This window comes from Flavobacterium longum (genome assembly GCF_965137575.1).
GTDB classification, from domain to species: Bacteria; Bacteroidota; Bacteroidia; order Flavobacteriales; family Flavobacteriaceae; genus Flavobacterium; species Flavobacterium longum.
The window spans coordinates 574,248-598,453 of sequence record NZ_CBCRZJ010000001.1; the positions used below are offsets into that span (position 1 = coordinate 574,248).

A 24,206-nucleotide genomic window follows, 5' to 3' on the forward strand; every position below is an offset into this window, starting at 1 on the left:
ATCTCAAAATTATTTCAAGCCTGCGCTGTGTACGCAAAGGTCAATCAGCTTGCTCGAATAGCCGTATTCGTTGTCATACCAAGAAACCAGCTTAAAAAACGTCGAATTCAAACCAATACCGGCCTTTGCATCCACAATCGAGGTCCGCGTATCAGACACGAAATCCTGCGACACCACGTCGTCTTCGGTATAACCGATAATGCCTTTGTAATCTGTTTCAGACGCATTTTTCAACACCGCCATGATGTTGTCGTAAGTGGTCTCTTTCGCCAGTTTTACGGTCAAATCCACCACAGAAACATCGGCAACCGGAACGCGCATAGACATGCCTGTGAGTTTGCCTTCCAGTTCAGGAATCACTTTTGTCACCGCTTTGGCCGCACCCGTAGACGCCGGAATGATGTTCAGAAGCGCCGCGCGTCCGCCACGGAAATCCTTTCTGGACGGCCCGTCAACGGTAAGCTGTGTCGCCGTTGTGGCGTGTACGGTGGTCATCAAACCTTCTACAATGCCAAAATTATCATGGATGACTTTGGCCAGTGGTGCCAAGCAATTGGTCGTACACGAAGCGTTGGACACAATCGTATCGGCAGCGGTCATTTTCATGTGGTTCACGCCCATCACGAACATCGGTGCATCGGCAGATGGCGCGGAAATGACCACTTTCTTCGCGCCGCCTTTCAGGTGCGCATCGGCTTTGGCCAAATCGGTAAATATTCCGGTACAGTCTGCTACGACGTCCACGCCTACTTCATCCCATTTCAAAACTGCCGGGTCTTTTTCTGCCGTTGTCCGGATATGGCGGTCGTTGACGAACAATTTTCCGTCCTTCACTTCCACTTTTCCATTGAAACGGCCATGCACTGAATCGTATTTCAGCAAATACGCCAAATGATCCACGTCGAGCAAATCATTGATGGCCACTACTTCTACATTATCCCTGTTGTAGGTTTCGCGGAAGACGATGCGTCCAATCCTGCCAAAACCGTTAATTCCTAATTTTACTTTAGACATTTTTAGTTTGAATGCGGAATTCGGAGTTGAAATGCCTCACGATCAAATCTTGATTCCTGGTTAATATTTTAGTTTTCAGTTGTTAGTTGCTAGTTGTTAGAAGAATTGACTAGCAACTAGCAACTAACAACTAGCAACTACCAACTTCTTATGTTGTCATGATATCGGAAACCCTGACCAGTTCCCTATCGATTTCAGATTTTCCCTTGATGGCTTGTTCCAGCGGCGTCAAACTCACTTTGTCGTTCGTAAGCCCGACCATGTAATTCGATTTGCCTTCCAGCAAAGATTCCACTGCCTTTACGCCCAGCCTACTGGCCAGCACGCGGTCAAAACAACTCGGCGAACCACCGCGCTGCATGTGTCCGAGTACCGAAACGCGAACGTCGTATTCCGGATAATTTTCCTCGAAATAATCCTTGAGTTCAAACACGCTTTTCCCGATTTTGTCGCCCTCGGCAATCACCACAATGCTCGATGATTTGCCCGATGCCTTGCTCCTTTTGAGTGATTCCACCAAACGATCTAGGCCAAGGTCTTCTTCGGGGATCAGGATTTCCTCCGCACCCGCGCCAATGCCCGCATTCAGCGCAATGTGTCCGGCGTCGCGGCCCATGACTTCCACAAAAAACAACCGGTTGTGCGATGAAGCCGTGTCGCGGATTTTGTCGATAACTTCTACCACAGTATTCAGCGCCGTGTCATAGCCCAGTGTGTGGCTGGTGCCGTAGATATCGTTGTCTATCGTCCCGGGAATTCCCATCACCGGAAAGCCAAATTCCTTATTGAATACTTCGGCACCCGTAAACGTCCCGTCGCCGCCGATCACGACCAAAGAATCGATTCCGGCTTTCAGGAGATGTTCATGGGCTTTTTTGCGGCCTTCCGCCGTCATGAATTCCTTGGAACGCGCAGACTTTAAGATGGTTCCGCCTTTGTTGACGATGTTGTTCACCGAGCGCGGCCCCATTTCCTTGAAATCGCCCTCAATCATGCCTTGATAACCGCGGTAAATCCCGACGCATTCCACGCCGTGATACGCGCAGGTACGCACCACCGAACGAATGGCGGCGTTCATCCCCGGCGAATCGCCACCTGAAGTCAGCACACCAATCTTCTTTATGTTTTTTGACATTTTTTAAGTATTACAATGTAAAATTAGCAAACCCGATAGAGAATCCATCCGGCGATTTTGGTATTTTAATAAAGTTTTAGAAATTCAAACGTTTTCGTTGATAAGTTGTGCGCAGGACGAATGAATAACGGATAATTAATAATGAATAACGAGTAGATTTTAAAATAACAGAAGTACCGTCTCTCCTACCAATTATTAATTATTAATTATTCATTATTACCTATTAATTACTCCTCGTGTGGCACCGCTTCGGTATTGGGCTTCGTCTCAGGCTTTTTCTCCTTCTTTTTCCCTTCGAGTTCAATGTAATCAGGAAGTGGCGTAGAATCTGGCACCACGTCGTTGTCGCCCGAGGTCATTTTATCGACCTTTAGATTCTTGAAGATCTTGTTGGCGAATTCCTTGAAGGTGTCGAAGTCAAGCTCATAGGTCAAACCGATGCCTTGCGTGTAGCCGATGCCTTGTCCTATATAATTGATGTCGTTCTCGCGGTTGAATACCCGTAGGTTGAGCGTGCCGTCTTCGTTCACGCGATATTGCACTTCCACGTCGCCGACAATGGCCGATTCGTTGATGCCGCCTACCGGAACGCCTACTTTTCCGTTAATCGTGATGCGGTCGTTGACTTTCGTGGAAAGTGTTACGCCGACACGGCCGTCGGTTTCGATACCCGGGCGGCGATCTGCGGAGACATAATCCAACCCGACCACGAACTTTCCGTCTTCGTCCTGGAAAATATCGTTGAACAAACCGCTCGCGCGCTCGAACAAGTTCCCGGCAAAGTCAGACTGGCTCACGCCTTCCGGACTCAGGAAGCCGCCCGAGGAAAGCAAATACAAGGCTTGCGTCTGGCGCGTATCCTTATCGTCGAGTTTGTATTGGATTTCCGATTTCAGCACCGAGGAAACCGTAGGGAAATTGATGTTGAAATCTGGTTCCGGATTGGTCAAATTCCCGCGGATGCCGATGACCACGTCAACGGGCACTTTGCGGTTGAATGACGGGTTTTCGAGCAAAATTCCTGGATTCGCCGTTGTTTTGTAAGTCGCTTCCAGGTTCAGCGTCGCACGCATCGGGTCGCCTTCCCAGACGAGCGAACTGAATTTCTTGACCTTGAATTTCTTGTCGATCAGGCCGCCATACCGGAAATTGTATTCGCCGTCATAGACCTGATAATCGCCCCACATGTTGAATTTGCCGAGCGTATTGATTTCGAACAACAGTGTACCGCGGCCATTTCCTTTCATGCTGTGGCCGGTATTCCGGTTAAGGATGACTTCGATCTCCGCGTCTTCGTTGATGTCGAAATCGAACTTGAGTTCCACGCCATTATAGTCGCGCTGTTTCATTCCGGTGCCTTTTTCCTCGCTGAGCCGTTCCTTTGGCGATCGGAATTGGATAAAATCATTGCTGCCCACAGATTCCGCATCGTTGATCGGAATCCTTACGTGCGTGCCTTTCTCCGATTCTGCGTTTACCGAAATGAGCAATCCTTCGATCGGGCCAGAAACCGTCGCGTTGCCTTTGATGAATGCCGTTCCGTAATAAATCGCGTCCTCGCTGTCCTGTGTATTGAGCGCCAGCAATCGGTCTGAAGTCACGTCAAGGTCGAGCTGCCAATCCCCGAATTTCTTGTGTTTGATACGGCCATTCAAATAGCCGCGCGTATGGTAAAGCGTGTCGCGGATCAGCGCATTGCGGATGATGAAGGCAGATTCTGTCACGTCAACCACAGACTTTCGCTCCATTTCGTAGTTGACTCCGAGGTATGGAATCGCCATTCCGGTGCCGTCCAAAAACAGCCTGCCATTGATTTCCGGATCGTTCAAATCGCCGTCGATCCTGACCGTGCCCGAGGCGAAACCGCGGATGTCCGTCAAGATGTCGCCGCCCAAGGAACTGAGTGAACCCAAATTAAACCGGTCGAACTTCAGGTCCAGATCGGCCACAGTGCGGTTTTCTTCCACAATGAAATTCCCGGATGCGTTGAACGATTCGAATTCCGGGTTTTCCAATTCTGAATTCACGTAGAATTTCCTGAAGGTGTCATCGCCGCGCACCTCGATATTGAGCGTTCCGAGTTCGTTGTCGTTGACCACCAGATTCTTCACTTCCAACGACGATGTCGGTTGGTAAATGTTCTTCTCCTGTTTGAGGTTCACCACGCCGTTGAGTTTGCCGTCAATCTTGAAACGGTCAAGCGAAGGCGTGATTTTATCCAGATCGATGTCCTTGAAAGCCAGTTGCAGATCCTTATAATCCAATCCGCGCAACGTGCCGTTGAGTTTGGCTGTCTGGTCTTCGTGCGACATCACGAGGTTGTCTATCCTGAAATCGTGCAGTTTTTTGTCGAAGACAATTTTGTTGTCGGCGCCGTCTTTCTCGTTGATGTACCAAAGAAAATCCTTGAATTTCAACTCAGATTTACTGAAACCGACCACACTGTTTCGCTGCTGGTCGATGGTGTGGTACAGGTTCAGGTCGTAGGTATCGGCCAATTTGTTGCCGCCCTTGAACTCCGAATGCACATAAAGCGTGTCGTTTTTGGTGATGTTGATCAGGTTGAAATCGGCGACCTTGTAATACTTCGTACGCACGCTGTCCATCTGGATATAGGCGTTATACAAAGGATTCTTGTTGTCGAGTTGGATGCTGACACGGTCGAAAAAATTCTCGTACGCACCAATCTGCGGCGAAGAGAAATTCAACTTGAAATCGTCGCGGTCTGCGTTGATGTTCCCGCTGAGTCTCGTATTCGGGCCAACCGAAACGCCCGGGTAAAAAATCTCGATGATTTTGTTGTAGACCGTAAAATCGAATTTCAGGAATTGCCCGCGCTTGATTTTGTTGGGCGAATAGTTGGCATACAAGCTGCCCAGGGAATTCTCGACCATTTTCCGAAGTTGCCCAAACTCGAACTTGCCCACGAGTTGGCCTTGGATGATGTCGGGCGAATTGATGGCAATCGTGCGCACATTGTTGTCATCGAACGACGAGGAAATCGCGAAATCATCAAAGAAATACGTGTCTTTGTCGTTCTGGTAAGACGTCTGGGTGATGTACACGTCGCCGCGCATGTTATCGATTGAATTCCCGGATACTTTCATCCGCACCTCGCCCTTGAACACCGAAATCGTATCGGTCTTGTTGAGTTTCAGCTTGACCAGGTCGGCATAATCGATTTTCGTGTGGAAGTCATACAGGATGTCTTTTTTGCCGAGTGTGGCCTTTCCGTCGAAATCCATGAACAGGTTCGGGTCGTTCACGAAAACCTTCCCGGAAAAAACCGGTTCCTTGAAACGCCCGTTTACATTAACATTGGTGTACGTGTAGCCGTTGTAGTTGATTTTATAGATGTCGCCCGAAAACGTCGTGTTCAGGTATTTTTGCTTGAACCCTTGCCCATCGATGTCGAGGTTCAATGTCACGTTGCCCAAGTCTTTCCGCTCCAGGAAATGGCCCAACTGGAAATTCTCCAAGATGACATATCCTTTGTAATCGGCGCGGTCGATATTTTCCATGTTCGTAATCAGCAATTGCGATTGCACATTGCCGATGGCCGTGGTCATGTAGAGGTCTGCATCCAGATGGTCGTGCGTCACTTCGGCCACGCCACGCATGTTGAAACGGCCTAGTTTCTTGAGCGATGTGGGCAATCGGCCACCGAGGATGTTCGGCAAAATGCCCGTCAGGTTGTCGTAATCCGATGCTACTTTATTGAACGTGCCGCCGATGAAAAACCCTTTGCTTTCGTCGGCCAACAGGTTCTTGAACGTCACATTTCCGACGATTTCCGATTGGCGGTCATCGACGAGTTTGAGCTTCTTCGCCGTAAAATTGTTTAGTGTGCCTGTAATCCGGGATGAAAATTTAAAGTGGCGGTCTTTCCCGAGTTCGTCGTAGAAATGGCGTAAATCATTCGTGGCCAAAGACGCCGAATCCACGTCGATGTCAAACTGGACTTTGTTGTTGAAATCCCGGAACGTCTTGTTGTAGGTCAAGACGAGGTTGCCGTTCATGAACGAGCGCGCCGTCTTGAAATCCATCTTCTTCAGGACGATATTGGTCTTGTCGTACCGGAAATCGCCGGCCAGCCGTTCCACATAAAGCCCGCGATGGTCTTGGAACGCCATGTCTTTAATCTGCATCGTCACGACCGGACCTTTGATGCGCAATTTGTCGATGGACGCATCAAGACGTGTCAAATCAAGCGCTTTCGGGGTTTCCAGGTTTTCGTCGGTAAAAAGGAAACGGCCTTGCGCCACGGTGACTTTGTCGGCAGTCATCAGGAATTTCCCCGATGAAGGTTTTCCGTCGTCAAACGCCTTGATGAAACGGTCGAGGTTGGAATCGGTCTCGCCTTTGTAAACCTTCATGTTGAGCGTGATGCGGTCTGCGCGGATGTTGCCGAAGATTAAATCGCCGTTGTACAGTTTCTTAAAACTCAGGATGTTGGTTTGCAACCGGTTGGCGTAAATCAACGTATCGCTGTGATGGTCGCGGATCATGACCCGTTTGAACTTCACCCCGCCGAAAACGGTAATGGCGACTTGTTCGATCTTGATGTTGGTCTTGTAATCGCGGTTGATGCGTTCGGTGGCATACTCGCCCAGTTTGGTCTGGACCGTCGGAATCGTGAGCGCCACACAGGTGGAAAGCAGCAACAGCAATAAAACCAATATGCTCCGGACAATGATTTTCCTGGCTCGTTTGAGGCGCGATGGTTTTACCTGTTTCTTCTCCACGTTAACTATTTTGCCGCACAGCCGTTGGCAAAAAATCCTTAATTTTGGCTCCGTGGTAAAAATAAGATTTTTTTACCGGCGTTTGTTAATAAAGTTCCAAAAAAATCAAGCGTTTTGAAGCCTGAAAATCCTGTATTTATCCTTGCCCTGGAAAGTTCGTGCGACGATACGGCTGCCGCTGTATTGCAGAACGACAAAGTGCTGTCAAATGTTGTCGCCAACCAGCTCATTCACCAGCAATATGGCGGTGTCGTGCCTGAATTGGCCTCGCGTGCACACCAGCAAAACATCGTTCCGGTCGTAGATGCCGCGCTCAAGAAAGCCAACATCAACAAAGAGCAACTTACGGCCATCGGCTTTACGCAAGGCCCGGGACTGATGGGTTCGCTGCTCGTGGGCGGCTCGTTCGCCAAGTCAATGTCTTTGGCCTTGGGCATTCCGCTCATCGCGATCAACCACATGCAGGCGCACATCCTGGCGCATTTCATCGATGAGGAAGGATTCGACAAACCCGAGTTTCCGTTCCTGGCGCTCACCATCAGCGGCGGCCACACGCAAATCGTAAAGGTGAACGATTATTTCGACATGGAAATCATCGGCGAGACCACAGACGATGCCGTGGGCGAAGCGTTTGACAAAACCGCGAAAATCCTCGGCCTGCCCTATCCCGGCGGCCCGCTCGTGGACAAACACGCGCAGTCCGGCAACCCGAAAGCCTTTACGTTCACGAAGCCAAAAGTACCCGGATTGGATTTCAGTTTCTCCGGATTGAAAACCGGTATCCTGTATTTCATCAATGACCATGTCGCAAAAAATCCTGATTTCATCACCGAGAACATAGACGACATCTGCGCATCGGTCCAGCATACGATTATCGATATTTTAATGGACAAACTCAAAATGGCCGTGCAGCAAACCGGCATTACGCAAATTGCCATTGGCGGCGGCGTATCGGCCAACTCCGGCATCCGCAAAACCTTGATGGAAGCGGAAGGAAAATACGGTTGGAAAACCTTTATCCCGAAATTCGAATACACGACAGACAACGCAGCCATGATCGGGATTGCGGCCTATCACAAATTCCTGACGGGCGATTTTGAACAGGCGTCGGTCGTTTCTAAAGCCAGGATCGCATTCTGATGCAATTGTTCTACAACCCACATATCAACGAGGCGTCGGACGGCTTTTCCTTTGACAAGGAAGAAAGCGGCCACATCGTTAAAGTGCTCCGGAAAAAAGAAGGTGATATTTTATTTGTAACCAACGGTTTGGGATATCTGTTCAAGACCGAAATCACATTGGCGTCCGAGAAGAAATGCATGGTTCGGGTGGTTGGGTTCGAGCGTGTCGAGAACCCGAAATACCGCTTGCATCTGGCCGTCGCGCCTACCAAAATGAACGACCGTTATGAGTGGTTTTTGGAAAAGGCCACCGAAATCGGCATCGACGAAATCACGCCACTCATCTGCGACCATTCCGAGCGCAAAATCATCAAGACCGAGCGCTTCGACAAAATCATCCAATCGGCAATGAAACAGTCGTTGCACACTTTCCTGCCCAAACTCAACGCGCCCATGACCTTCAAGGAGTTCATGAAACTGAATCCAGAAGGCCAAAAGTTCATCGCGCACTGCGCCGAAGCCGATCGAAAATCGCTGAAATCGGCGGCTAAACCCAGTCAGGACGTGACGCTACTGATTGGCCCGGAAGGCGATTTTTCGGCGCAAGAAATCGCAACGGCCTTGGCCAATCAATATGTTCCTGTTACTTTAGGCGACACGCGACTGCGCACCGAAACCGCTGCGGTCGTGGCCTGTCACAGCATTGTCTTTATCAACGAAGCATGAAAAAACTAGTTTTCCTTTTTCTGGTGTTGTCTGCCCTTGGCGCCACCGCGCAGCCCAAGATGGATTTCCGCGACGGGTCACTAACGGAGTTGCTGAAAATCGCGCAGGCCGAAGACAAACCGTTGCTGTTCATGGGCTATGCCGATTGGTGCGAACACTGCAAGATGATGAAAACCGAAGTATTCACCGATCCGAAAGTGATTGAATTCTACAACAAGAATTTCGTGTGCGGCTGGCAGGACATGGAATCGGCGGCTGGCATGGCGATCCGAAAAAAATACAATATCCGGGCGTTTCCGGTGTTCCTGTTCTTCGACAAAAGCGGAGAATTACTATATGTGGCAAACGGCGAAATCAAAGCCGACAATTTCATCAAGGAAGGCCAGAATGCATTAAATCCGAAAATGCAGTTGCCCTATCTCAAATCGCAGTTTGAAGCCGACGTGACCAACGCCGAAAACTGCTTGGCCTACGTCGGCGCGCTTCGGAAAGCCAATCTGGATACGGATGCCGTCTCACAAAAATACCTGTCGAACCTGAACGAAGACCAACTCGTTTCAAACATGAACTGGAAAATCATCGCCAACGGTGTGCGCGACGTCAATTCGCGGGAATTCCAGTATGTGCTGAAGAAACAGCCTGAATTCGCCGCCGTATCATCGGCCAAACGCGTCGAACGTAAAATCCTCAACATGGTACAGGAATGGCTTACGCCTGCCGTAGAGTCTGGCGACACGGCCACCTATTTCAAAAAGCGGCCGCCCGTGGAAAGAATTGCGATGCGCCAGACCGATTCGTTGCTGTTCACTTTCGATTTGAAAATCATGGAAATAACGAAGAACTGGAAAGGTTACGTGAGATATGCGTCTGCCGGAGCGTCAAAAAATGCTTGGAATAACGCCGCAAAACTCAAGGAAATGGCGAAAATATACATGAACGAAATCCGCCAACCGGAAGCGCTGAATGACGCGATTGATTGGGCGAAGCGTTCACTGGAACTTAACAACGCCTACGATGTGCACATCATCATCGCAAGATTGTATTTCTTCAAAGGCGACAGGCAGATGGCAAAAGAATGGGCCGAAAAAGCCAAAACGATGGCACAAAACCTTAAATTCGACACCAAACAGGCCGATGACATCCTGAACGAACTCCGATGAAAAAACTACTCTTTATCCTTTTGCTTGCCCCGATACTGGCCAGCGCGCAGGAAATTGCTTTCCTGAAATACCACGGCGGCGGCGATTGGTATGCCAACCCTACATCGCTCCCGAACCTTGCCAAATATTGCAACCGCACCATCGGCACGAACCTCAAGACCAAAGCCGGAACGGTTGAACCGGGCAGCCCCGATTTGTTTTCGTATCCTTTCATCCACATGACCGGGCACGGCAATGTGGTGTTCAGCGACGCCGAAGTCCTGAACTTGCGCAATTACCTGCTTTCGGGCGGTTTCCTTCACGCCGACGATAATTATGGCATGGACGACTACATCCGCCGCGAAATCAAACGCATTTTCCCGGACAAGGATTTGGTGGAAATCCCGGCATCGCACGCCATTTTCCAAAAACCTTTCGCGTTTCCGGCAGGCATCCCGAAAATCCACGAGCACGACGGCAAACGCCCGCAGGCTTTCGGCATTTTCGTAGAAAACAGACTCGTATTGCTCTACACTTTCGAAACCGATTTGGGCGACGGCTGGGAAGACCAGGAAGTGCACAACGACCCGAATGAAGTGCGTGAAAAAGCCCTGAAAATGGGCGCTAACATCGTCAACTACGTATTCAAGAACTAGTGGAAAAGCTGCTGCGTCCCGAAGTACAGGCGTTCATCCGGGCGCAAACCGGCTCGGATATCGGTACGTTAGCGCTGGCGAAAAACCCTTTTCCGGACATCGATTGGAAACTCATCTTGAACCAGATTGCGGCGCGGAACAAAGCGGAGGACAAGTTGCCGACTTGGTTTGCGTCCGAAAACATCATTTGGCCCGAAAAGACAACGGTCGAACAGACTTCATCGGAAATTACGGCAGCGTATAAAGCTAGGCTGGTTTCAGGAAACCACTTGATCGACCTCACCGGCGGGTTTGGCGTGGATGATTTCTATTTCGCGAAAAAAGTCGGCTCGGTGACGCATTGCGAAATCAACCCGGAGTTATCCGAAATTGCAAAGCATAATTTCAAAACGCTGGGCATCGATAACATCTCTTGCATTTCCGGTGACGGATTGACGAGTCTCAAAGCACTAGATCATCGATTTGACTGGATTTACATCGATCCGTCGCGCCGCCATGACGCCAAAGGAAAAGTGTTTCTGCTTGGCGATTGCGAGCCAAACGTACCGGAAAATCTCACTACTTATTTTCGCTACGCCGGGAAAATCCTACTGAAGGTCTCGCCGCTGCTGGATATTTCGCAAGGATTGGAAGCGTTGGCGTTCGTCAAAAACATCCACGTGGTTGCGATGAAAAATGAAGTGAAAGAGTTGTTGTGGGAAATCGAGGAACATTACTCCGGGGAAATCACCGTGCACACAGTCAATATTACCAAAGACGTTGAAAGCCATTTCTCCTTTATTCTGGGAAATAAACCCGACGTACGCTACGAACTGCCACTTACCTATTTGTTCGAACCCAATGCCGCGGTCATGAAATCGGGCGGCTTCGAGCAGATTGCGGCACGTTTCAGCGTCGGGAAATTGCACCGGCATTCCCATTTGTACACGGCAAATGAATTGGTTCGTGGTTTTCCGGGGCGGACCTTTCGCATCATCGAAACAATTGTTTATGACAAAATATCGATGAAGAAAATCTCCGGCCAAAAGGCGAATGTCACGGCTCGAAACTTCCCCGAAGATGTGGCGTCGCTACGAAAAAGATGGAAATTGACCGACGGCGGCGACCAGTATTACTTTTTCACGACCGATGCGCACAACAAAAAAATAGTTTTACTTTGCGCGAAAATTTGAAGATGAGAGCTATTGCGATAGTTTTACTGGTATTGGTTTCAGGAATTTGTCGTTCGCAGAATCCTTGTGAATGGAGCGCGAACGTCAAGGATTCGGTTGGCGAGTACAAGGCGACCATCAACCAATTGGTTTATGAGCGGAACTTTGCCGGACGTTCATCACAGATTTATTTTTCGGTGGCCGTGACCGATGGGTTGCCGACGCTGAATGTGCAATTCCTGGAGAAAAGCAAGGATTTCATCAAGGCGAACTGTCTTGACAGGAACTCGCGGATTTACCTGCAACTCGAGAGCGGGAAAATCGCCACGATGATCCATATCGACGCGTCCGACTGCGGCACCGGCGTACGGAATGACGACATGAACAACCGCATCCTGACCGGCTATTTCCTCTTCACGAAAGACGCCATGGAAGCATTGAAGACTTCGAAGATTTCCTATATCCGGATTAAATATACTACAGAAACCGCAGACTACATCCTAAAAGATGATTTGACCGCCGAAACCGATGGCAAACCATACAAGCCATCGCGTTATTTTATGGATGTGTTGCCCTGTTTGGAAAATTAAGGGCACGTCCAGACGAAGTCGGCCAATGGAAATTTAGCCGCGCCGTCTAGGTTGTAATGCCACCATTCTGATTCAAAGGCACGAAAACCGTTTTGCTCCATGATTTTCCGGAGCATCGCGCGGTTTTTCCTGATTTTTTTCGAAATGCCTTTATAACCGTGTGCGGCTTCCGGACCAAAGTGGTCAAACGCCGTTCCCATATCGAGTTCATTCCCGGACGCGTCAACAAGTGTAATATCTACGGCACCGCCGCGGTTGTGGATTGAACCTTTCGCGGGATCGGCGACATACTTCGGGTTCGGGACAATGGCCCACATTTTTTTCTGGATGATCAGCGGCCGGTAACAATCAAAAATCTTGATGCGATAACCTTTTTTCAACAACGCTTGATTGGCTGAAATCAAAGCCTTCACCGTAGCCTCACGCAAATAGCATTCTGCGCAATCATACACGGTGGCTTTCAGGAAATTGTCGGGTGTGGCATATTTCATATCAAAAGTGAAATCGCTGCTCCAGTCGCGCAGCCTCACAAATGAGGTGTCTTGCGCCACGACGACAGATTTTGCTTCCTGCGCCGAAACGACACCAGAATAAAGCGATAAAAAGACAATCCAATTTTTCATAAGCGAATAGGTCAAAACGGGCAAATATATACCGAAGTCTAAAAATACATCGGATATTTTAAGGATATCCATTTGATTGTGAAATAATTTGCCGACGTCCAAAAAAAAATCCGCAAAAAAACCCCTGAATAAGTTGTAAAATACGGAACAGTAATTTACATTTGCAACCGCTTTAATTACAAGCGTTCTTACAAAAAACAGGAGAGGTGCCGGAGTGGTAACGGAGCAGATTGCTAATCTGTCGGCGTGCAAACGTCGCCAGGGTTCGAGTCCCTGTCTCTCCGCTGTTTTTTTCGGGGTGTAGCGTAGCCCGGTTATCGCGCCTGGTTTGGGACCAGGAGGTCGCAGGTTCGAATCCTGCCACCCCGACAGACAAATCCTGACTGCCATAGCAGTCAGGATTTTTTGTTTGAGCCAAAACGCCAAGCTCGCTCGAGCGTTTTGGCTCAAACAAAAAATCCGTAAAAACTGCACAGCAGTTTTAGGATTTGACTGTATCGACACCCTATTCAGGATCACGGAGCGCAGCGGAGTAATCCTGACCCGAGTGCAGCGAGCCAGCCTCCGTGCGTAGCACACAAACCCAAACCCCAAACTGCCCTCCATACCCGCGTAAGCGATGGCAGCGGCATCCTTTTGCGGCGCAGCGTAGCGAAGGCGGAAAAGATATAGCGGACAGCGCGACAGCGGCGGAGCGCAGCGGAGCCGGTGGCACGCCCAAATCCAAAGAAATAAAATTCATATTGCCAATTACAATTTATCAACCTATATTTGCACGCCGTAAACGGTCGCATAGCTCAGCTGGATAGAGCACCTGCCTTCTAAGCAGGCGGTCGCAGGTTCGAATCCTGCTGCGATCACGAATAAATCAAAACACCTGAAAATAAATGAAAGCTCGCTTTCGGATTTATTTTCAGGTGTTTTGATTTTCAGCACGGACCGCAAAGGACGTGCGTAGCAAATCCTGCTTCCTTTCTAAAAGCTCGCTTTCGATTTATTTTCAGGTGTTTTGATTTTCAGCACGGACCGCAAAGGACGTGCGTAGCAAATCCTGCTTCCTTTCTAAAAGCTCGCTTTCGATTTATTTCCAGGTGTTTTGATTTTCAGCACGGACCGCAAAGGACGTGCGTAGCAAATCCTGCTTCCTTTCTAAAAGCTCGCTTTCGGATTTATTTTCAGGTGTTTTGATTTTCAGCACGGACCGCAAAGGAATTGCGCAGCAAATCCTGCTTTCAGCCTCGGGACACTTAAAAAGTCGCTTTTCGTATCGCAGCGTTTCTGCCTATTTCTCGGCGCGCAAACGTTTTCATCTTCTGTCAAAAATCCTTACCTTCGCACCACAAATAACAAACTACAATGAAAAAAGTTGTCATCGTTTCTGCGGCCCGAACCCCGATAGGAAGTTTCATGGGCGCACTTTCAACCGTTACCGCTCCGCAATTGGGTGCTGTTGCCATCAAAGGCGCACTCGATAAAATAAACCTCGATTACAATCTGGTGAACGAAGTCATTATGGGCAACGTCGTGCAGGCCGGTACCGGACAAGCTCCGGCGCGCCAGGCTTCGCGTTTGGCCGGATTGCCGGACAATGTTGTGGCCACAACGGTAAACAAAGTGTGCGCATCGGGTATGAAAGCAGTCACGCAGGCCGCGCAAGCCATTATGTGTGGCGACGCCGAGATCGTTGTAGCGGGCGGTATGGAAAACATGAGTTTGATTCCGCATTTGGTGCACATGCGCAACGGCGTGAAGTTCGGGCCGGCGTCTTTGCTCGATGCGATGCAAAAAGACGGATTGTCTGACGCGTATGACAATCAAGCCATGGGTGTGCATGCCGATGCTTGTGCTACCGAATACAAGATATCGCGAGAAGACCAAGACAAATTCGCCATCCAATCCTATGAACGTTCGGCGAAAGCTTGGGATGCAGGGAAGTTTGACAACGAAGTGGTTCCGGTTGCGGTACCACAGCGCCGCGGCGAACCGGTAATGGTGACGCACGACGAAGAATACACCAATGTAAAACTCGATAAAATACCTGCGTTGAACCCGGCATTCACCAAGGAAGGAACCGTGACTGCGGCCAATGCTTCCACAATCAATGACGGCGCGGCCGCGGTTGTGGTGATGAGCGAGGAAAAAGCACTGTCACTCGGGTTGAAACCACTCGCATACATCAAGGCTTACGCGGATGCAGAACAAGAACCGAAATGGTTTACGACGGCGCCGGCGAAAGCGTTGCCAAAAGCTTTGGCGAAAGCCGGACTATCGGTTTCCGATGTGGATTTCTTTGAATTCAACGAGGCGTTTTCGGTGGTTGGATTGGCCAACTGCCAAATACTGGACATCGATGGCAATAAAGTGAACGTGAACGGCGGTGCTGTCGCATTGGGACATCCGCTGGGCGCATCTGGTGTGCGTATTATCGTGACGTTGATCAATGTCTTGGAGCAAAACGACGCCAAAATCGGCGCGGCGGCCATTTGCAACGGCGGTGGCGGCGCATCGGCGATTGTGATTGAGCGCGCGTAAATTATTTTAAATTATAAATTTTGAATTTTAAATTAGTTCTGAATTTATAATCTGATTGACTCGGTAAATTGATGGATAATCGTAATTACCAACGACTGCGTTAGGGATTGTAGCGGCATCCTTTCGCTGACGTCCGGAAGCAAAAGATATAGCACTATCGAGAACAAAGTGCAACTTTGTTCGAAGATATCGAGCGAAGCTCCGCCCGGCCGGAGGCAACGCCCAAATCATTTAAAATTTAGAATTTAAAATTTATAATATTTTCGAGTGTTCGGAATCTGTAACCTTGCCATCGTACCCATGCGGGCCGAAGCCAGCGATAAGAGCGAAATCGTATCGCAGGTTTTGTTTGGCGAGCATTTCGAGGTGTCGGAACAAAAGACGCCGTGGGCGAAAATCCGGTTGCAGTACGACGGTTACGAAGGTTGGATTGACAGCAAACAATACCAGCCGATTTCAGCCTCGGATTACGGGACGCTTTCTTCGGATCCGATCATCCTCAACGGCGATTTGATTGAATACGTGTCTGGCCAGGATGATTTCCTGACGCCCATACCGCTGGGCGCATCGCTTTCGTTCCTGAACCATCCGGACATCAACAAGCAAGGCTTCGAGTTTGAAGGCTTGAAAGTGAATGGCCAGAAGCCGAAAGCGGACATCATCCGCACCGCTTTCCTGTACATAAATGCGCCGTATCTCTGGGGCGGGAAATCGCCTTTCGGGATTGACTGTTCCGGTTTTACGCAGATGTGCTACAAACTCAACGGTTATAAACTGCTGCGCGACGCCTCACAACAGGCCACACAAGGCGAAGCATTGAGTTTCATCGAAGAAAGCGAACCTGGCGACCTGGCGTTTTTCGACAATGAAGAAGGCCGTATCATCCATGTGGGCATCATCATGGAAAACAATTACATCATCCACGCCAGCGGAAAAGTAAGGATTGACCGGCTGGACCATTTGGGGATTTACAACGCCGAGGCAAACCGGCACACACACAAATTGCGCGTCATTAAAAAATGTATATAAAAAAACCGGAGTGTTTTGCTCCGGTTTTTTTTTACTACTGACTTGCTTAGTTTCCTCGCGCAGCCTTTATCTCTTTCATTTTGGCCTTAAGGTCTTTGTAGTTTGGCTTGTCGGTCAACTCAAGGAAATTATATACGCTGTACAGATTTTCGATGACCGCTTCATTCGTAGGATCCAACGCATACGCTTTTTCAAGGCTTGGCATCGCGCCGTTGAATGATTCTGTACGCTGCTTCTTCAAGACCTCATAGCGTTTGTTGTCTTTTTCTGAAGTGCCCAGTTTGTTCATTTCGGCGACGATTTTCTCATCTCCCATGAGTTTGATACCGGCCAAATTCAAATACGCATTTGCATAGTCGGGTTTGATGGCGATGGCGCGATTGAAGAAAGTTTCCGCCTCAGAAAGTTGACCGGCATCCATTGCAACAACACCAAGATTATAGACCAAATCAGCATTGTTCGGCTCTTTCTCCAGAATCGTTGCTACTTTGGCTTTGTAGGTAGCATTGTCTTTCAGTTTCAGGTATAAGTTTGCTTCGTTCATCTTGAGCGACATGTCATTCGGATTTTCCTTGATGGCCTCAGCAAATGCCGCTTTAGCTTCTTCGGTTTTCCCTTTCTCTAGCAAAATCAAGGCGACATTCTTATAAATCTCTCCCCTTTTCGAAGGGATTTTTTCCTCGCGTGGTTTGCTGTGGGTTTTCATGGCGATCATCTTGTCGCGATCCAACTTTGAATTGAAAGTTTCTTCTTTGCCGCTCACCACACTCGTCGCCAGATACAGCGTTCCTTCACCCGAATAGTTGGATTTCTTCAACTCATCATAGTACGCAAGCGCGGTATCGTAATCGTTCCCGTTAACGGCATAACTCGCAGCATAATACAAATTGTCCAGGTTTTTTTTGTCCATCAGATATACATCGTAGAGTAACTTCCCCGCCTCGCTGTATTTTTTCTGTTGGCCTAAGGTAATGGCAGCATTGACGATCATCGGTGCAAACTGGGCTACCGATTCATCAATATCTTTAGTGTAAACATTCTTGCCTGTTGACTTCTCATACTGCCGCATCGCATCATAGGCTACCGCCAGATCATGAACGTTCTCGGGTTTGAACATTTTCATCATCAGGGCCAGGTTATTCTGGTTCTCAGGTTTAGACATTTGCACCATAGCGTCCATAAATGGCGCTTCTGCCTTGAAATAGTTAATCAGCACCTTATCCGCTTCGGGCGCGGATGCCAAATAAGGCTCCAACTTGGTCAATGCCGCCTTATATTCTATAACGTCTTTATCTGAGGGTTCATCTTTGTCATAAATCTTCTTCAATGTCTTGAGCTCGTCCTTTTGGGCGAACAACCCAGACGAAACCAAAAATGCCGTAACGACCAGCGCTATTCTTTTCATGATGTTGTTCTTTTTAATTTATTCTTGATCTTCGTTGATTTCTTCATCTGATGCAGTAAACTCACCTGAAGTTGTATCATCTGTGTTTACGACGCTGATGTTTTCTTCGTCGTTCACATCAATGGTTTCTTCTTCGCGGATGACTTTGGTCACGGCAGCGATGGAATCGTTTTCCTTGATGTTGATCAGCCTCACGCCTTGTGTGGCGCGGCCCATGACGCGAAGGTCGGACACTTCCATCCGGATCGTCAGGCCGGACTTGTTGATGATCATCAAATCGTCGGCATCGGTTACGTTGTTGATGGAAATGAGTTCACCGGTCTTGTCGGTAATGTTCAACGTCTTTACGCCTTTTCCGCCGCGGTTGGTGATGCGATAATCTTCGAGCGACGAACGCTTGCCGTATCCTTTCTCTGACACGACGAGAATTTCGCTGTTCATGTCATTGACCGCCACCATGCCGATGACTTCGTCTTTGTCGTGTGCGAGCGTGATGCCACGGACTCCGGAAGCGCTTCGGCCCATTGGACGTGTCTTTCCTTCTTCGAAACGCACCAATTTACCAGACTTCACAGCGATGAGCACTTGGCTTTGGCCAGTGGTCAATTTGGCTTCAAGCAGTTCATCGTCTTCGCGGATGGTGATGGCGTTGATGCCGTTCTGACGCGGACGGGAATATTGCTCCAGCAACGTCTTCTTGACCTGACCTTGCTTGGTAGCCATGATTACATAGTGGTTGTTGATGTATTCCTGGTCTTTCAGATCCTGTGTACAGATGAACGCCATGACTTTATCGTCGCTCTCGATGTTGATCAGGTTCTGGATGGCGCGGCCTTTACTGGTTTTACTGCCTTCCGGAACTTCATACACCCGCATCCAGAAACATTTCCCTTTGCGGGTGAAGAACATCATGTATTGGTGGTTCGTGGCCACGTAAAGGTGTTCGAGGAAATCGGCATCACGTGTCGCCACGCCCTTCTGCCCTACACCGCCACGGTTTTGCGTCTTGTATTCAGACAGCGGTGTACGCTTGATGTAGCCCGCGTGTGAAATGGTGATAACCACGTGCTCATCGGCGATCAAATCCTCGATGCTCACGTCGCCGCCAGAGTACTCGATGGTGGAACGACGATCATCCCCATATTTGTCCCTGATTTCGGCAAGTTCCTCCTTGATGAGTTGCATGCGCAATTCCTTGCTGGCAAGCAAATCCTTCAAGTGTTGGATGAGTTTCATGATTTCTTCATACTCGGCGCGGAGTTTATCTTGCTCCAGACCGGTAAGTTGGCGCAGACGCATTTCAACGATAGCACGCGCCTGAATGTCAGACAAGGTAAAGCGCTCGATGAGTTTCGCCTTGGCGTCGTCGGTATCTTTTGAGCCGCGGATCAGGGCGATGACCTCGTCGATGTTGTCTGACGCGATGATCAAACCTTCGAGAATGTGCGCGCGTTCTTCAGCCTTACGCAACTCATATTGTGCGCGACGAACCACCACATCGTGCCTGTGCTCCACGAAATAATGGATCAGTTCCTTGAGGTTGAGCAATTGCGGACGGCCGTTCACCAGCGCGATGTTGTTCACGCTGAACGACGACTGCAATTGGGTGTATTTGAACAATGTATTAAGGACAACATTCGGCACCGCCTCCCTTTTCAGGATGTAAACGATGCGCATGCCTTGACGGTCAGATTCGTCACGGATGTTGGCAATGCCTTCGATTTTCTTTTCGTTGACCAGATCGGCGGTTTTCTTGATCATTTCCGCTTTGTTGACCTGATACGGGATTTCGGTGACGATGATGGCTTCACGGCCTTCAACCTCCTCAAAACCTACTTTAGCGCGCATGACAATCCTGCCACGTCCGGTCTTGAACGCCTCACGGACGCCATCGTACCCATATACGACGCCACCGGTCGGGAAATCAGGCGCCTTGACGTATTGCATCAATTCGTCGATTTCAATATCGTTGTTATCAATATAGGCCAACGTGCCGTCCACAACTTCCGTGAGGTTGTGCGGTGGCATGTTGGTGGCCATACCTACGGCAATCCCAGAAGCACCGTTAACCAGCAAATTCGGGATTTTGGTCGGCATGACTTTCGGCTCTTCGAGCGTATCGTCAAAGTTGAGTTGGAAATCGACGGTTTCCTTGTCGATATCTGCCAGGATTTCTTCCGAGATTTTCTTCATCCTGGCCTCGGTGTAACGCATTGCCGCCGGACTGTCGCCGTCAATCGAACCGAAGTTACCCTGACCGTCCACCAAAAGATAACGCAGGCTCCAATCTTGGGCCATACGCACCATGGCGTCATACACGGATGAGTCTCCGTGCGGGTGGTATTTACCGAGCACTTCCCCTACGATTCTCGCAGACTTCTTGTGGGCACGGTTAGAAAGAACGCCCAATTCATACATTCCGAAAAGCACCCGCCTGTGTACCGGCTTCAGGCCGTCGCGCACATCAGGAAGCGCCCTTGATACGATAACCGACATCGAATAATCGATGTAGGCTGATTTCATTTCATCTTCGATATTAATCGGAATTAACTTATCTCCGTCAGCCATAAATAATAGTCAGTTTTATATAGAAATTACAGTGGTTAAAAAAATCCTGCTAATATAATGCTTTTAGCCCTTTTTTCATTTCGCGGAAATGCCTTTTTTGACAGTATTTATTAACAAAATCACAAGATTTTTCGGTTAATAAATTAATTATCTTCCACTGATTTTGATACCGTTTTTTTTGAACTTAGCTGACAAGAGTTCTGAGGGTATGGTTTTTGCCAGCCCGGCGGAAAAAATGAGTAACTTTACGACAATCCTACTTAGTTATGGACGATAATTTTTCCCCAAGAGTTAAAGATGTGATTACCTACAGTAAAGAAGAAGCGCTCCGATTAGGACACGACTTCATTGGTACTGAGCATCTCATGTTGGGCATCCTTCGCGACGGCAACGGAAAGGCCATCAACATCCTGAATAACTTATCGGTTGATTTGGATCATCTGCGCAGAAAGGTTGAAATCCTGAGCCCGGCCAACCCGAATACCGACATCAGCAACGAGAAGAAAAACCTTCATTTGACCCGCCAGGCCGAACGCGCCCTGAAAACCACATTCCTTGAAGCCAAGGTTTTCCAAAGCAGCTCCATCAGCACCGCACATTTGCTGCTGTGCATCCTTAGAAACGAAAACGATCCAACAACCAAGCTGTTGAATAAACTCAAGATTGACTACGATACAGCCAAAGAACAATATTTGAACATGAGCCAAAACGAAGAAGATTTCATGGAAAACCTGCCAAAGAACGAATCCTTCAATGAAGATTCAGGACAAGATGACAGTCTGAAAGAAAGCAGTTTCAACAATCCTGCAAACAAATCCAATAAAAAGTCAAAAACACCCGTGCTCGACAACTTCGGGCGTGACCTCACCGAGATGGCCGAAGAAGGCAAACTCGATCCGGTGGTCGGGCGTGAAAAAGAAATCGAGCGCGTATCGCAGATCTTGAGCCGCCGCAAAAAGAACAATCCTTTGCTGATTGGCGAACCCGGCGTGGGCAAATCGGCTATCGCGGAAGGTTTGGCGCTGCGTATCATCCAGAAGAAGGTGTCGCGTATTTTGTTCAACAAACGTGTGGTGACGTTAGATTTGGCCAGCCTTGTTGCCGGAACCAAATACCGCGGACAATTCGAAGAACGTATGAAAGCCGTGATGAATGAACTCGAGAAAAATGACGACATCATTTTGTTCATCGACGAAATCCATACTATTGTGGGTGCCGGCGGCGCAACGGGTTCGCTCGATGCCTCCAATATGTTTAAACCGGCGCTGGCCCGCGGCGAAATCCAATGCATCGGCGCCACGACGCTCGACGAATACCGCCAATACATCGAAAAAGACGGTGCGCTCGAAAGGCGTTTCCAGAAAGTAATCGTCGAGCCTACGTCGGTCGAAGAAACGATTACCATCCTGAACAACATCAAAAACAAATACGAAGATCACCACAATGTAACCTATACACCGGAAGCGATTGAGGCCTGCGTGAAGTTGACCAATCGTTACATGAGTGACCGCTTCCTGCCAGACAAAGCCATTGATGCGCTTGACGAAGCGGGTTCGCGCGTACACATCACGAACATTGACGTGCCGAAACAAATCCTGGATTTGGAGCGCCAACTTGAAGAAGTCCGCGAACTCAAGAACACGGTAGTCAAAAAGCAGAAATACGAAGAAGCCGCAAAGCTGCGTGACGACGAAAAACGCATAGAGAAAGACTTGCAGATTGCACAGGAACAATGGGAAGAAGACTCCAAGTCCAACCGCATCTTGGTGACAGAAGACAACGTGGCAGACGTCGTTTCTATGATGTCCGGAATTCCCGTAAACCGTGTGGCGCAAACCGAAAGCAATAAATTAGCGAACCTTCCGGAACTTATTGAAAACAAGGTAATTGGACAGCGTGAAGCAGTTGTAAAAGTAGCGCGTTCCATCCAACGGAACCGCGCTGGCCTGAAAGACCCGAACCGCCCGATCGGCTCGTTTATTTTCCTTGGCCAGACCGGCGTCGGAAAAACACAATTAGCGAAAGTGCTCGCAAAGGAATTATTTGATTCTGAAGATGCGTTGGTACGCATAGACATGAGCGAATACATGGAAAAATTCGCGATTTCCCGCTTGATTGGCGCGCCTCCGGGATATGTGGGTTATGAAGAAGGCGGCCAGCTTACAGAGAAAGTACGCCGTAAACCATACGCTGTCGTGCTGTTGGACGAAATCGAAAAAGCACACCCGGACGTATTCAATATGCTGCTCCAAGTGCTAGACGACGGTTTCCTGACGGACAGTCTAGGCCGTAAGATCGATTTCAAGAACACGATCATCATTATGACATCCAACGTCGGCGCACGGCAGTTGAAGGATTTCGGACAAGGCGTTGGTTTTGGCACCGCAGCACGAACGGCCAGCGCAGATGAGAACGCAAAAAGCGTCATCGAAAATGCGTTGAAGAAAGCCTTCGCACCGGAATTCCTGAACAGGATCGACGATGTGATTGTCTTCAATCCGTTGGAAAAAGAGCACATCGATCAAATCATCGAAATCGAACTCAAGAAGCTTTACGCACGTATCGCGGAATTGGGCTACAAGTTGACGTTGTCCGACAAAGCCAAGGCCTTCATCGCAGACAAAGGTTTCGACAAGCAATTCGGGGCACGTCCGCTCAAACGGGCGATCCAGAAATACGTAGAAGACGCGTTGGCCGAGGAAATTATCATCTCAAAAATAAGCGTTGGCGATGAAATCTATATCGATTTGCCTGACGATGCTGCGCAGGAACTGACGGTAACCGTCAACAAAGCACAAGAGCCTACTGTTTAGTAGGCTTTTTTATTCAGCGCGCAGTGAAAAAGCAAAGTGAAAATATGGAACCTAAATCGTTTGGTGTCAACAATATTTGCTTAGATTTGAGACATTAACATTTAAATACAACCAACCCTTTAGTGTTTCAAAATGAAAAAGTTACTTTTATTTTTTTTCGCAATAGCTAGTTCGGCGAACTGTTTTAGCCAAGAATGGAGTGAATGGAAAAGCTTTGACTGTCACCCTGCATTATATTACAGTTTCGCTAATTACGGATACTCCAAAGATGCTGGCGGCTACCTTTGGGGCGTGCGCTTCAAGAACGGCTACACTTCTTCACTTTCTTTTGCTTATAAAATTAACATTGGCGAAAAAGTAGATGTTAAAAACAAAAATTCTTTCCTCGTCACGCCGGAAATCGAACCTGGAGGTATTTTTACCGACGGCGGCAGTATGTTTACTGCGCATCTGTTTCAGAACCCGTCGCCTAATGCTGAAATAGCTGGGGACGACGTCTGTTTCAACAGGGCGCAATGCGCATATTACAGATGCTTCGCCCGTTGCGACCAAGGCACCCCTAGACAGTCAGATTGCAGTGGAAAGACCACGCAGCAGCAACCCGATAATGGCTATGTTCCGGTTGACAATAAAAAACCTAGCAGGGAAAAGCTTCTTGCAACCTTCAGCAAATCAAATGGGACTGCCATCGCCGATAAAATTTTAGACCTATTCCAAACGATGGGCTACACGTTGGTAAATAAAGGCGCCCATGCTAACCTCTACACCATAGTGTTTAAAGAATTTGACATTAGGATACAGTACGATTATGGCCCAGGCAACAATCTTACTAATCCTCAAGTGTCTATTTGCTTCGATGCACAGACTTATGTTAACCGATATGACCTCTTAGTGCAACTGGCACCAATCAACGGCAGCATCATTGAGAATGGGAAATGCATGCAAATCAAAAATTAGAC

The 24,206-nt window shown here is 48.7% G+C and carries 16 protein-coding genes and 3 tRNA genes; 13 read left to right on the top strand and 6 right to left on the bottom strand.

What is annotated here, in order from left to right:
• Window positions 1-9 precede the first annotated feature (9 nt).
• The 3 genes from gap to ACM9J1_RS02635 form a co-directional block, all read right to left on the bottom strand.
• A complete protein-coding gene (gene gap, locus ACM9J1_RS02625; RefSeq protein ID WP_415580346.1) occupies window positions 10-1,014 on the bottom strand; it encodes a type I glyceraldehyde-3-phosphate dehydrogenase in 1,005 nt (334 codons plus the stop codon).
• Window positions 1,015-1,162: 148 nt separating this feature from the next.
• Complete coding sequence (gene pfkA, locus ACM9J1_RS02630; RefSeq protein ID WP_415580347.1) at window positions 1,163-2,149, bottom strand: 6-phosphofructokinase; 987 nt, start codon at window positions 2,147-2,149, stop codon at window positions 1,163-1,165.
• Between the two features lie 227 nt (window positions 2,150-2,376).
• A complete protein-coding gene (locus ACM9J1_RS02635; protein ID WP_415580348.1) occupies window positions 2,377-6,894 on the bottom strand; it encodes a translocation/assembly module TamB domain-containing protein in 4,518 nt (1,505 codons plus the stop codon).
• Between the two features lie 114 nt (window positions 6,895-7,008).
• On the opposite strand from ACM9J1_RS02635, the gene tsaD reads away from it, so the two are divergent.
• From tsaD to ACM9J1_RS02665, 6 genes are read left to right on the top strand one after another with little or no spacing between them, the layout of a single operon-like run.
• Window positions 7,009-8,034, top strand: coding sequence for a tRNA (adenosine(37)-N6)-threonylcarbamoyltransferase complex transferase subunit TsaD (gene tsaD / locus ACM9J1_RS02640; protein WP_415580349.1), 1,026 nt, complete (start codon window positions 7,009-7,011; stop codon window positions 8,032-8,034).
• Window positions 8,034-8,741, top strand: coding sequence for a 16S rRNA (uracil(1498)-N(3))-methyltransferase (locus ACM9J1_RS02645; protein ID WP_415580351.1), 708 nt, complete (start codon window positions 8,034-8,036; stop codon window positions 8,739-8,741). The genes tsaD and ACM9J1_RS02645 overlap by 1 nt, the downstream gene beginning before the upstream one ends.
• Window positions 8,738-9,901, top strand: a complete 1,164-nt coding sequence (locus ACM9J1_RS02650) for a thioredoxin family protein (RefSeq protein ID WP_415580353.1) — start codon at window positions 8,738-8,740, stop codon at window positions 9,899-9,901. The genes ACM9J1_RS02645 and ACM9J1_RS02650 overlap by 4 nt, the downstream gene beginning before the upstream one ends.
• Window positions 9,898-10,536 carry a DUF4159 domain-containing protein gene (locus tag ACM9J1_RS02655; RefSeq protein WP_415580354.1) on the top strand — a complete coding sequence of 213 codons (639 nt, stop codon included), beginning with the start codon at window positions 9,898-9,900 and terminating at the stop codon, window positions 10,534-10,536. Before ACM9J1_RS02650 ends, ACM9J1_RS02655 begins: the two co-directional genes overlap by 4 nt.
• On the top strand, window positions 10,536-11,708 hold the full coding sequence (locus ACM9J1_RS02660; protein ID WP_415580355.1) for a THUMP-like domain-containing protein: 1,173 nt from the start codon (window positions 10,536-10,538) through the stop codon (window positions 11,706-11,708). Before ACM9J1_RS02655 ends, ACM9J1_RS02660 begins: the two co-directional genes overlap by 1 nt.
• A gap of 2 nt (window positions 11,709-11,710) precedes the next feature.
• Entirely contained in the window at window positions 11,711-12,277 is a 567-nt protein-coding gene (locus ACM9J1_RS02665; protein WP_415580356.1) for a hypothetical protein, read from the top strand.
• Here ACM9J1_RS02665 and ddpX read toward each other — a convergent pair.
• Window positions 12,274-12,900, bottom strand: coding sequence for a D-alanyl-D-alanine dipeptidase (gene ddpX, locus ACM9J1_RS02670; RefSeq protein WP_415580357.1), 627 nt, complete (start codon window positions 12,898-12,900; stop codon window positions 12,274-12,276). The genes ACM9J1_RS02665 and ddpX overlap by 4 nt on opposite strands.
• 200 nt (window positions 12,901-13,100) lie before the next feature.
• On the opposite strand from ddpX, the gene ACM9J1_RS02675 reads away from it, so the two are divergent.
• From ACM9J1_RS02675 to ACM9J1_RS02695, 5 genes are all read left to right on the top strand, one after another.
• Window positions 13,101-13,184 (top strand) — tRNA-Ser (locus ACM9J1_RS02675).
• 10 nt (window positions 13,185-13,194) lie between these two features.
• Window positions 13,195-13,269: transfer RNA gene (locus tag ACM9J1_RS02680), tRNA-Pro, on the top strand.
• A 417-nt stretch (window positions 13,270-13,686) separates the two neighbouring features.
• Window positions 13,687-13,760 (top strand) — tRNA-Arg (locus tag ACM9J1_RS02685).
• A gap of 496 nt (window positions 13,761-14,256) precedes the next feature.
• The gene (locus ACM9J1_RS02690) at window positions 14,257-15,432 is read left to right on the top strand and encodes an acetyl-CoA C-acyltransferase (protein WP_415580358.1); all 1,176 of its coding nucleotides are present in this window, start codon (window positions 14,257-14,259) and stop codon (window positions 15,430-15,432) included.
• Window positions 15,433-15,699: 267 nt separating this feature from the next.
• Complete coding sequence (locus ACM9J1_RS02695) at window positions 15,700-16,461, top strand: NlpC/P60 family protein (protein WP_415580359.1); 762 nt, start codon at window positions 15,700-15,702, stop codon at window positions 16,459-16,461.
• A 46-nt stretch (window positions 16,462-16,507) separates the two neighbouring features.
• On the opposite strand, the gene ACM9J1_RS02700 is transcribed toward ACM9J1_RS02695, so the two are convergent.
• On the bottom strand, window positions 16,508-17,866 hold the full coding sequence (locus ACM9J1_RS02700) for a tetratricopeptide repeat protein (RefSeq protein ID WP_415580360.1): 1,359 nt from the start codon (window positions 17,864-17,866) through the stop codon (window positions 16,508-16,510).
• An 18-nt stretch (window positions 17,867-17,884) separates the two neighbouring features.
• Window positions 17,885-20,434 carry a DNA gyrase subunit A gene (gene gyrA, locus ACM9J1_RS02705; protein WP_415580361.1) on the bottom strand — a complete coding sequence of 850 codons (2,550 nt, stop codon included), beginning with the start codon at window positions 20,432-20,434 and terminating at the stop codon, window positions 17,885-17,887.
• Between the two features lie 266 nt (window positions 20,435-20,700).
• Between gyrA and ACM9J1_RS02710 the strand changes: the two genes are divergently transcribed.
• Together ACM9J1_RS02710 and ACM9J1_RS02715 are read left to right on the top strand one after the other, a co-directional pair.
• Complete coding sequence (locus tag ACM9J1_RS02710; protein WP_415580363.1) at window positions 20,701-23,247, top strand: ATP-dependent Clp protease ATP-binding subunit; 2,547 nt, start codon at window positions 20,701-20,703, stop codon at window positions 23,245-23,247.
• A 132-nt stretch (window positions 23,248-23,379) separates the two neighbouring features.
• Entirely contained in the window at window positions 23,380-24,204 is an 825-nt protein-coding gene (locus tag ACM9J1_RS02715) for a hypothetical protein (protein WP_415580365.1), read from the top strand.
• Window positions 24,205-24,206: the final 2 nt, after the last annotated feature.